At 43.3% G+C, this 10,614-nt stretch carries 9 protein-coding genes and 1 pseudogene; 7 read left to right on the plus strand and 3 right to left on the minus strand.

Going from position 1 to position 10,614, the window contains the following annotated elements:
• Positions 1 to 6 precede the first annotated feature (6 nt).
• The 4 genes from A0256_15560 to A0256_15575 all read left to right on the plus strand — a co-directional run bounded on the left by A0256_15560 (position 7) and on the right by A0256_15575 (position 3,419).
• Positions 7 to 570, plus strand: a complete 564-nt coding sequence (locus tag A0256_15560) for a hypothetical protein (protein ID AMR32739.1) — start codon at positions 7 to 9, stop codon at positions 568 to 570.
• Between the two features lie 996 nt (positions 571 to 1,566).
• Complete coding sequence (locus A0256_15565) at positions 1,567 to 1,989, plus strand: hypothetical protein (GenBank protein AMR32740.1); 423 nt, start codon at positions 1,567 to 1,569, stop codon at positions 1,987 to 1,989.
• 39 nt (positions 1,990 to 2,028) lie between these two features.
• Positions 2,029 to 2,232: a hypothetical protein gene (locus A0256_15570; protein AMR32741.1), complete on the plus strand. Its 204-nt coding sequence runs from the start codon at positions 2,029 to 2,031 to the stop codon at positions 2,230 to 2,232.
• On the plus strand, positions 2,229 to 3,419 hold the full coding sequence (locus A0256_15575; GenBank protein ID AMR32742.1) for a hypothetical protein: 1,191 nt from the start codon (positions 2,229 to 2,231) through the stop codon (positions 3,417 to 3,419). Before A0256_15570 ends, A0256_15575 begins: the two co-directional genes overlap by 4 nt.
• Positions 3,420 to 3,809: 390 nt before the next feature.
• On the opposite strand, the gene A0256_15580 is transcribed toward A0256_15575, so the two are convergent.
• A complete protein-coding gene (locus tag A0256_15580) occupies positions 3,810 to 4,898 on the minus strand; it encodes a histidine kinase (protein ID AMR32743.1) in 1,089 nt (362 codons plus the stop codon).
• Between the two features lie 102 nt (positions 4,899 to 5,000).
• On the opposite strand from A0256_15580, the gene A0256_15585 reads away from it, so the two are divergent.
• Positions 5,001 to 5,891, plus strand: a complete 891-nt coding sequence (locus tag A0256_15585; GenBank protein AMR32744.1) for a transcriptional regulator — start codon at positions 5,001 to 5,003, stop codon at positions 5,889 to 5,891.
• 125 nt (positions 5,892 to 6,016) lie between these two features.
• Here the strand turns inward: A0256_15585 and A0256_15590 are convergent, their stop codons facing one another.
• Positions 6,017 to 7,240, minus strand: a complete 1,224-nt coding sequence (locus A0256_15590; protein AMR32745.1) for a sodium:proton antiporter — start codon at positions 7,238 to 7,240, stop codon at positions 6,017 to 6,019.
• Positions 7,241 to 7,886: 646 nt separating this feature from the next.
• On the opposite strand from A0256_15590, the gene A0256_15595 reads away from it, so the two are divergent.
• Both A0256_15595 and A0256_15600 read left to right on the plus strand, forming a co-directional pair.
• Positions 7,887 to 8,399, plus strand: coding sequence for a nitroreductase (locus tag A0256_15595; protein ID AMR34571.1), 513 nt, complete (start codon positions 7,887 to 7,889; stop codon positions 8,397 to 8,399).
• 234 nt (positions 8,400 to 8,633) lie between these two features.
• Positions 8,634 to 9,374: pseudogene (locus tag A0256_15600) on the plus strand (hypothetical protein).
• 266 nt (positions 9,375 to 9,640) lie between these two features.
• Here A0256_15600 and A0256_15605 read toward each other — a convergent pair.
• Positions 9,641 to 10,513, minus strand: a complete 873-nt coding sequence (locus tag A0256_15605) for a hypothetical protein (protein AMR32746.1) — start codon at positions 10,511 to 10,513, stop codon at positions 9,641 to 9,643.
• Between the last annotated feature and the right edge of the window lie 101 nt (positions 10,514 to 10,614).

The following is a 10,614-nucleotide window of genomic DNA, read 5'->3' on the forward strand; positions in this document are numbered from 1 at the left end:
AGCCTTATGACCTTCTCTTTTGAATTATTCCGGCAAATACTTCATCAGTTCGATGTCGAAATCATACAATGCTCTTTTATAAGCTTGCTGGTTATTATGATCACTAAACTTTTCTTCGATCGTTGGATACATACTAAAACGGCTCTTGTAATCCTTAAATGGCTGCTAATCTCTTCTGCTTTTTTGAGACTGCTTTTTTTAATTATTGAATTAGTTTGTGGTTACCTGGGCCCAGATTATGTTAGTTATGTTACTCCCACAAGCTCAATCGGTGCATATGCAACCATATATTGGTTATTGATGGTATCAGAGTTGTTGTTGCCATACATTTTGCTTGTGAAAAGGACAGGCAATAATGTTTATATGGTTTTTTTAGTATCCCTATTGATGAATATTGGTTGGCTGTTCCAACTGTTTGTCATTCATGTAACACAGATGAAACGTGAATATTCAATTGATAAAGATTTGAATTTTCCTACTTCCGGAGAATTGATAAGGATAGCCCAAGGCATTGCAATTGGTTTAATATTGTTGATTGTGGGAAATATTTTAGATAGAAAACGAAGCTAATTACTGCTTGGTTATTATAGCAACCCATGTCGAATATCCGGTGATGTTTTAGACGTTAACATAGTAATCTTTTGTGTATTTTTGATTATGGAAACATTAATTGTACAACCTAAAACCCAGGAGCAATTAGCTGCGCTTAAAGCATTTATAAAAGCTTTAAAAATAGAATATACATCTCAGGAAAATCATATGATCCGGAGTTCGTAGAAAAAATTCTCCAGGGGAGAGAGGATATCAAAAATGGTAAGGGTGTAAAGATCGACGTTAAAGATTTATGGAAGTAGTTTTTAGTCCTCGTGTGTTTGAGGATTTAAATTACTAGAAAAAATCTGGTAATAGCCTGTCCAAAATAAAATTGCGGTTCTTATAGAAGCTATAAAAATAGTCCGTTTGAGGGGATCGGATAATCCGAACCGCTTAAACATAATTTATCCGGATCCTGGTCCCGCCGCATTAACAGGGAGCACTGTTTAGTTTACCAGATAACCGGGAACAATCAAATTATAATACTAGATATATTATCTTTAAAAGGTCATTACTAAATGTTGCCATTTCCGTCCCTGCAGGTTCTCTTTGAAAAAGGACCCCGCGGGATACTTATTGCCTTTGTGTGAATCTCAACAGAACTGCGCGGGCATTACTTACACGTACGTAGAAAAACGCAGGGTCCTCTTACGAGATACCCTGCGCGGACATCAATCCTTTTACGAGAAACCCTGCGCAGATGTCAAAGGGTAACCTCCGCCAATTTTCATATATTAACTTTTAATTTATTTATTTTCAATATCGAAAACAAAGTCAACTCTAGAAAGTTGTACTATCTATGTTTCAGCACCCTATATCACACTAGCAATCTGAACATACTTACTGTTCACTTACACTGCATGTATAAATTTTAATTAACCTACAATTGATGAGCACCTGCAGATAAGGGGGGCAGCAAAATAACACACCATATTTTTAGACAGCTGCTTTCATAATCCAGCTTTTCCCCGCATGTTTAACAAACAAGAAATAACCTTTATGATAAAAAAAGCTTTAATATTTGATCTTGACGATACAATTTACCCAACCCGGTCTGTTGCAGATGAAATGTACAAAGATTTGTACGCTCTGTTAAAAAAGCACTTACCTGAGGAAATTTTTCAACGTATTAAAGAAGACCTTTTAACTACACCTTTCCAAAATGTCGCAGCTCGTTATGAGCTGGATAAACAGCTTACAGATGAAGGAATGAAAATATGCCTGGAGATGGAGTATAACGGCTCAATGACCACTTTTGACGATTATCTAAAGGCAACTGACAACACCGCAGTGAAGTTTTTGGTGACGGCAGGTTATACCAAACTTCAAAAAAGTAAGATCAAACAACTCGGTATTAAAAGTGACTTTAAAGAAGTGATCATCGCTGATCCGTAAAACTCGGATCTTACTAAAAAAGATGCCTTCAAATTGATCATGGATAAGTATCAATACCAACCGTTTGACATTTTGGTGATCGGTGATAATCCTGAATCTGAAATAGCAGCAGCCAAAGATTTGGGAATTGAAACTTACTTGTATGACTATGAAGGTAAGTTTTCACCTGCATTAGCAGATTACTACGGCACAAGTTATGATCATTTAAAAACTATGTTGGATAATGGAGCGGATAATAAATGATTAGTAACATCCCCGGTTCCGGCCTTAAGTTGAGCCTGATTTCGCTACTCATCGGTGGTTTTTGCATCGGCATGACAGAGTTTTTGATGATGGGCGTGTTACCAGATCTATCCAGCTCATTGAAAATTTCTATTCCATCAGCAGGTCATCTGATCTCCATTTATGCACTTGGCGTTGTAATTGGTGCACCATCATTGGTTGGACTGACCAGCCACATGGCTCCAAAGAAAATTCTAATCATACTCATGCTGATGGTATGTGTGTTTAATGCATTGTTCGCCCTTGCGCCAAACGTTCCATTGCTGCTGTTTACCCGCTTCCTGGCGGGCTTGCCGCACGGGGCTTATTTTGGCATTGGAGCGGTAGTTGCCACCAGGCTTGCAGAGCCTGGCCGCGAGGCCAAGTCTATCGCTGTTATGTTTGCCGGATTAACCGTAGCTAATATCATCGGTGTCCCGTTAGGGACGTATATCGGGCATCACTTAAATTGGCGGATTTCCTTCATTTTAATTGCGGTTATAGCGCTGGTAGCGGCTGGCGCCTTAAAGCTTTGGTTGCCCGAATTAGCCGCAGGCCAGGAAAGCGATTTCAAAAAAAGCTTGGGTATATTTGCTAAACCCGGATTATGGATCATTATAGGTATTTCCGCTATAGGTACCGGGGGTATGTTTGCCTGGATTAGTTACATTGCGCCTATGATGACGGATGTTGCCGGATTTAGTGCCAATAGCATTACGCTGATCATGGTAATCGCTGGTTTGGGTATGGCTTTTGGCAACTTTGCAGGTGGGCGTTTGGCAGATCGCTTTTCACCTTTGGTCACCACCGGCGTACTGCTTTCCTTCATGATCCTGGCGTTGTTGGCAACGGCATTATTGGCACCGTTTAAACCTGCTGCGATCGTGATGATCTTCGTTACCGGTGCAATCGGTTTTTCGGTGATAGCTCCGATGCAGATGCTAATCATGCAGGAAGCACAGGAAGCCAAAATGCTGGCTTCAGCAGTTTTACAGGCTACCTCCAATATGGGCAACGCGTTAGGCGCATTTTTAGGCGGTATTCCGATTGCGGCTGGAATGGGCTACACATCACCTGAATACGTTGGCGTAATTCTGGCATTTACAGGATTGATTTTTTGTGTGCTGCTCTTTTGGATGCGAAGGAAAAAAGAGAACAATGTTACTTAATACTAAGGTTCGATAGATATGATGAGAGCCTACTAAACAAATTATCCGTCTAACCGGGGCGAATCCGAAGGGGAGGGGACATTTATACCTCCGCCTGTTCAGGTGTACTCACTTAATTGAACCACAAGACAAATATGTACGCTTGCGCATCGTTAAATACTTGACTAAGAATGACTTATTGTTAGTAGTATTATTATTTATTTGAACCGCTGGGCAATCTTAAAATTGGTATAGCTAAATACCAAACATTCCCACCCCGTTAGCAAAAACACAGAGTAAATTACCCGTCGAATTATGGACATTTGGAGGGGCGGATTAAAGAACGCAGGGTCCTATTACGAGAGGCCCTGCGCAGACACCAAAATACCAATACCGGTTATTTTTTCTTCTTTACCTGAAGCCCGTGACGGTTTTTCCATCATAGCGGTACACGCCATCCATGGCGCCAAACCAAATATTGCCTTTATCGTCTTCTAAAATCCCAAAGGTCATTGATTTATTTGCTATTTCGGTTACAATTGGCTTTTTACTAGTCAACGATCTTTCATCATAACGGGAAATTGCCCACGTCGGCGCATTAGCCCGGTTACCAAATGGTAGCTTGTTTAAGTCGTTGGAACTTTCTGAACTGGTCCAAATATTGCCCTTTTTATCTTCGTATACATAGCCAACAAACTTCTGGCTAAAATTGGTAAAGGTGCTGCCGTCATAGCGCCAAAGGCCATCAGCGCCACCGAGCCAGATGTTGCCTTTTTTATCTTTAATTATCGAACGGATGTTGGCAAAAGGTTTTCCGTTTTTATCGGTTATTAATTTAAATGTCGTTCCATCGTAAACACGGGCATAGCCCCTTGTCCCAAACCAGAGTTTTCCGGTTTTGTCATCAATGATCGCATTAACATCATTGTGCATCCAGCTGCTTTCCGGTAGCGTTTGTAAGTAAGCCGATCCGTGGACAGAATCTGCCATGGCTGGGGATTTGGCTATCGTCATTTTAAAATTTTGAAACGATTTCCCATCGTAACGGCTTGCACCGCTTGCGGTGCCGAACCAAATATTACCGGTTTTATCTTCATAAATATTAGTAACCCCATCACCGGCGAGCCCCTGTTTTGTCGTGAAATTTTGAAACGATTTTCCATCGTAATAAAAAACGCCCGACCCAATGGAGCCAAACCAAAAATTGCCCTTGCTATCTTCCAAAACAGTAAAGAAGCGGGCCGAACTTACGTTACGGGTGATATTGGTAAACGATTTTCCATCGTATTTAAAAACACCTTCCCATGAAGTAATCCAGATATTGCCCTTCCTATCTTGCTTAACGGTGCGCACGATGCCGTTTGGCCCGTGAGCAATGGTTAGGTCTTTGATTGCGGGGGCTTCCTGGGTGCCACTTTTTTGTTGGGCCTGTGCCGGCAAATTAACTACTGCTGTCAGCATGATGATCAGGCTGTACAAAACATTTTTTTTATTTTTCATAGCTTATCTAATTGATCCAACGAAATTACTTTGATACTTTTCGGAGCAGAGAATTTGGATTGTAAATAAAAATGTAAACTTTGTAAATAATCAATTGACAATATGTTTGATAGCCGAAATCTCCTTTATAAGAAAGGCAAGTACGTCTTTGGATTGCTAGCGCTTTTATCTGTTTCTGTATGCTGTGCAGCTTTCAGCGTAACCGGCAATGACGAATTTGCTGTAGCCAGGAGGGAAGTATTGCTGCGGAGGATAGGAGACGAAGTACTCCGGCAATCGGGCGACCATACTTCAAGGGTACTTCCGGTAAAGAAGATCGCCGAAAATGAATACCAGATCAGCTTCGAAAAGCAGCTTACCTTTATGCCGGATTCCCTGGTGAATACTACCCGGCGTTTGTTGGCGAATGACCCGCTTGCAGGCGATTACATTGTCAACGTGCTGAAATGTGGCAACCCTGATGTAGCTTATGGCTATGCTTTATCAAAAAATATAAAAAATGATATTGTGCCCTGCAAAGGCAGGAAGCAACCCAGAGCCTGTTATCTCATCGATATTAAGTTCAAAGCTACCGGCATCAACAAAGTAAACAGTGGATACCTGCTGGGCAGCCTGTCGTTTTTGGCATTGGTTGGCTTTGTTTTCTTTCGATCGGCGAAACCCGTAAAAGCATCGCCTCTAGCGCAGGATACCGGCATGTTAAGTTTTGGTGGGGTATTATTTGATGTACAGCACCGGAAGCTGGTTTTAAACGGAGAGACTATAGAGCTGACCGGTACCGAAACACGGATATTGAAGATATTGGCATTGTCGCCCAATGAAACGATAGAAAGAAGCAGGCTGCAAAAAGAGATCTGGGAAGATGAAGGTGTTATTGTGGGGCGCAGCCTGGACATGTTCATATCCAAATTGCGGAAAAAATTGGAAGTTGATGAGAATAGCAACATCGTTGTTGTGCGCGGCAAGGGGTATAGGTTGGAGGTGAATGCTTAAGAAGAATTACTGCTATTTTAAAGGTTCTTTAAAAAGATCTTGTAGTATACCTCGTGTTGTTCCAAATATATCTTCGCCCGGTCAAGTGTGAACACTTGACCGGGAAACAAGGTAGGCGTGTACGCCTAAGCTGCCTCATCCACCAACTTGCCTTCCGCAAACCGGTTGATCATCATGGCAGCTACCGTATCGCCCGTGGAATTTAAAAGCGTAGCGATCGGATCGATCAGCGTGCCGATAATGATAGCGGGAGGGAGGGCCTCGGGAGGGAAGCCATAAGCCGAGATAAACAGCAACTCGCCAATATAGCCGCCGTTGGGGATTCCGCCTTCAACCATGCTCACCAAAACCGTCATTCCCAAAGCCAGCAAAATCATCTGCGGACTATCGAAACCCTTCCCGAACATCGTAAATACCACGGCCATTTTTAAAATGGACGAAATGCTGGAGCCATCCTTATGCAGCGTGCCGCCGAGCGGGATTGTAACCCCGGCAATCACATCGCTAATGCCCATTTTTTTGGCGGCATCTAAATTAGCCGGTATGGTGGCAATGCTGCTGCAGGTGGCTACCGCGGTAGCCGAGGGAATGATATTGTTTTTCCAGTACCGTTTGATGCCACCTACACCGCCGGCAATAAAGGCGTAAAGACTATAAAATACGGCATATAAAAACAGGCTCACCCCGTAGCCGATACCCAGTGTGTGCGCATAAGTGCCAAATAAACTAGGGCCGAAGACAGCCACCTGGTAGGCAAAATAGGCGCCAAGCCCAACTGGCCCGGCTTTCATGATAATGATAAACACCTGTTTAAAAACCTCGTTCCCGGAGTTTAAAAAGCCAGTAAACGCTTTGCCTTTGTCGCCCGAGCGGAGTGCGCCGAAGCCCACCAAAATAGCAAAGATGATCATGGCCAGCATGTTTTTGCGGGAGAGGAGGTTGTAAAATTCGCTGGTGGTGAAGAGCTGAGTTACGGCATCGCCGGTAAGTTTTTTGCCAGCCTCGGTAACGGTGCCGCCCACTGCTTTCACCGTGCTGTTATCCAGCGGGAAGATCCACAGGGCTACTATGGTGAGGATGGCAGCTACGATAATGGTACCCAGGAAAACAGCAGCCATGATGCCCATTATCCTGCTGAGCTTTTGCGTGCCCTGCAAATTGGCAATGGCTGATGAGATGGCGAAGAACACCAATGGAATTACGGCGACAAACAGCAGATTGAGAAATATATCGCCGATGGGTTTTAATATTTCTGCTTTGTCGCCCAGTATCACCCCGACTATGCTCCCGATGATAATACCTGTGAGCAGCCAAATTATCCCGCTGTAATTTTTAAACCAATTATTCATACGCTGCGCTGATGTAAATGCTATCCGTGAAAGTAAAAATTTTATCGGACTAAACGAGCAACCTGCCGTCGTGCTGAATTTATTTCAGCATCTCACTCACAAGGTAGCCGCATGGTGTTGAATTATCCTTCACCCCGCCGTCGTGCTGAATTTATTTCAGCATCTCACGCGTAAGGTAGCCGCATGGTGTGAATTGTCCTTCAACCAGCCGTCGTGCTGAATTTATTTCAGCATTTCACGCGCTAAGTCTTGAACTGTGCCGGGAGATCCCGAAACCAATTCTGGACGACGAAGCTCACACCCCGCCGTCGTGCTGAATTTATTTCAGCATCTCACGCGCAAGGTAGCCGCTTGGTGTTGAATGGTCCTCACACCCCGCCGTCGTGCTGAATTTATTTCAGCATCTCACGCGCTAAGTCTTGAACTGTGCCGGGAGATCCTGAAACCAATTCTGGACGACTATCCTCAACCCTTGCGAGCCGAGGCTGCGCCAAATTTCCGCACCATTTTTCAACCCGTGGGCCCTTATCAAAATCTATTTCCCTATTTTTGCCAGTCTCAACGAACACAATCAATCATTATGGATAATACTTTTTCTGCAGTCGCTAATAACATCAAGGCCCGCCGTACCATTAAACCGTCAACCATGAACGGTAATAAGATCCCAAATAGCCATGTAGCTTCTATTTTGGAGCTGGCCGACTGGGCGCCAAATCATGGTAATACCGAGCCATGGCGCTTTATCGTTTTTGAAGAGCCTTTGCAATACTGCGCGCAACATGCCGAAATTTACAAAGCCGGCACTACCGAAGAAACTTTTAATGCCACTACGTTTGCTAATTTAAGTAGTCAGGGTAACAACACCTCACACGTAGTAATTGCTTACCAAAAACGTGGCGACCTGCCAAAGATCCCGCAGTTTGAAGAAATTATTGCAGCATCATGCGCCGTACAAAATATGTTGCTGGGTGCTACCGCGCTTAACATCGGCGCTTTCTGGAGCACCGGCGGTATGGCACTTAAACCTGCTTTCGCGGAACATTTTGGCTTAGGTGCTGATGATAGCGTTTTAGGCGTAATTTATTTGGGCTACACCGAAACACAGCCAGTTGGCGTACGCAAAACGCCGATAGAGGAGAAGATCGTTTGGAATAAATAATTTAATCCCTCATAAATTTTCTTCAATCGTCCCGTGCTATCGATCAGATGGCCCGGGACGATTTGGTTAACTAATAATAAACCAAGTGTCGTCAGACTACTTAATTATATTGATGTGACAATATAAATCACCATATTACGTATATTTGTTGTTGTAAACATTAGTTAATTAACACCAATTAATATTTGCAAACCTGATTGATTAAATTATTTACTGGATTAAACCGAACAATTTATGAGAAAACACTTGTGGTGGACTATCGGCGTTTTAATGTTATTTTCCATAACTATTATTAGTTGGAAAGCCGAACATGCTATCAATTCAAACAAAATCGTTAAGAATACTTCATTAAATGCAAATGGATATTTTGCGCAATACGTAAACGATTTATACCAAGCCGCAAATTTACAGCAGACTGGTATGGATGTCACCGTGTTGCAGAAAGCCGTAACCGGATATTTCAACCTGAAATTAACCAACAGGCTTGCAGGTAACAGCAGTGTAATTACTGTTGTCGATTTTAACAAATCCAGCCGGGAAAAACGGATGTGGATCATTGATGTAATGAGCAAGACGCTATTGTTAAACACTTGGGTTGCCCACGGACAAGGCAGTGGCGATGATATGGCTACCAATTTTTCAAATAATAACGAATCGCACCAAAGCAGTTTAGGTTTTTACCTTACTGATGATGTTTACTTCGGAAAGCACGGTCGTTCGTTACGTTTGGAAGGCTTGGATGCGGGCATTAATAGTGCAGCGAAGGCGCGTGGTATTGTGATCCATGCTGCAGACTATGTTTGCCAAAATACTATAAACCAGATCGGTCGTTTAGGCCGTAGCTTTGGCTGCCCTGCGGTTAGTCCGGAAGTGTCTGATATGGTGATTAACACGATTAAAGGCCGTTCAATGTTATTTATCAATGGTAACAACCGCAATTACACATCTAAATTATTGGATGAAACTGCACCTGATCATTACCTGATGCCTGTTGTTGCAGACACTGCAAACAAAAGCATTGCTACGTTGGCTAAACTTTAGTCACGGGAAATTTGCAGCCTCTTTCAATTAGTAAGGTTTTATAAAAATATAAGGGCCGCTTCATTTACATATGAAGCGGCCTTTTTTTATGGCGTAATATGAAGGTGATTTTATTCTTGATTTACTTTTTTGCGATGCCGAGAAGTTTGGCTCATGATGCCGCCGCTTGGATTGGCCATTCGGCTTTAGACCGCTAATAATTAATGCCTCGCTCTTTTCTTCAGCACCCCGCCGGCGGCTTCTTTGATCGTACTGGTGAAAATAAACGCTTTTGGGTCTATATCGTGAACCAGGTTACGCAGTCGGCGAACTTCTAAACGGGTGATCACGGTAAATACGATATCCACCGGCTGGCTGATATCAAAGCTTTCCCGCAGGAAACCACGCTCGCCTTTGTAAACGGTGATACCGCGGCCCAGCTCCATTACCAGGCGTTCTTTCACCAGCTCGCTTTGTGCGGAGATGATGGTTACCCCGGTGTATTCTTCCAGTCCTTCAATTACAAAACTAATCGTTTTCGATGCGGTATAATAAGTCATGATAGAGTACAGGGCCGTTGGCAGGCCGAGTTCAAAGGCAGCAATCAGGAAAATAATGATATTGATGCCGAGGATGATCTCACTGATGGTGAAGCTGATCCGTTTGCCGGTATATAAGGCCAAAACCTCGATACCATCCAGCGCGCAGCCCCCGCGTATAGCCAGCCCGACACCTATCCCCATAAACACACCGCCGAAGATGGACACCAGTAATTTGTCGGAAGTGATCTTATCCGGGTAATGTACAAACTGCAGGCAAAGGCCAAGTAGAATGATAGCTGCTAAAGTTTTGACTGCGAATGTTTTATTTACCTGGAAGGCTCCCATGATAATAAATGGGATGTTGACCAAAACAATCACAAGGGCAATATTAACATGATACAGCTCGTGGATCAGTAACGACATACCCGTTACCCCGCCATCAAAGAACGCGTTTGGGATAAGGAAACTTTTAAGTGCGAACCCGCAGAAAAGGATGCCGGCCAGGGTATAGCCGATATCGGTTGCCCAATGCATTATATTAGTGCTTTTCATTCAGTATGCTGATTTACAGGAACGTTTAATGTACCATGCAAGGCGTTTAGTAATCCGGTTGATAATGTACAGCTAAACGCCTTTTAATGGCGAATATATTA

This window comes from Mucilaginibacter sp. PAMC 26640 (assembly GCA_001596135.1).
Lineage (GTDB): Bacteria > Bacteroidota > Bacteroidia > Sphingobacteriales > Sphingobacteriaceae > Mucilaginibacter.

Bases quoted from the DNA above. Each gene is read 5' to 3' on its own strand.
- A0256_15575 (AMR32742.1), top strand. From the start codon at position 2,229: ATGATTAGTAACATCCCCGGTTCCGGCCTTAAGTTGAGCCTGATTTCG.
- A0256_15605 (AMR32746.1), bottom strand. From the start codon at position 10,513: ATGAAAAGCACTAATATAATGCATTGGGCAACCGATATCGGCTATACC.
- A0256_15590 (AMR32745.1), bottom strand. From the start codon at position 7,240: ATGAATAATTGGTTTAAAAATTACAGCGGGATAATTTGGCTGCTCACA.
- A0256_15570 (AMR32741.1), top strand. From the start codon at position 2,029: ATGGATAAGTATCAATACCAACCGTTTGACATTTTGGTGATCGGTGAT.
- A0256_15560 (AMR32739.1), top strand. From the start codon at position 7: ATGACCTTCTCTTTTGAATTATTCCGGCAAATACTTCATCAGTTCGAT.
- A0256_15595 (AMR34571.1), top strand. From the start codon at position 7,887: ATGAACGGTAATAAGATCCCAAATAGCCATGTAGCTTCTATTTTGGAG.
- A0256_15565 (AMR32740.1), top strand. From the start codon at position 1,567: ATGTTTAACAAACAAGAAATAACCTTTATGATAAAAAAAGCTTTAATA.
- A0256_15580 (AMR32743.1), bottom strand. From the start codon at position 4,898: ATGAAAAATAAAAAAAATGTTTTGTACAGCCTGATCATCATGCTGACA.
- A0256_15585 (AMR32744.1), top strand. From the start codon at position 5,001: ATGTTTGATAGCCGAAATCTCCTTTATAAGAAAGGCAAGTACGTCTTT.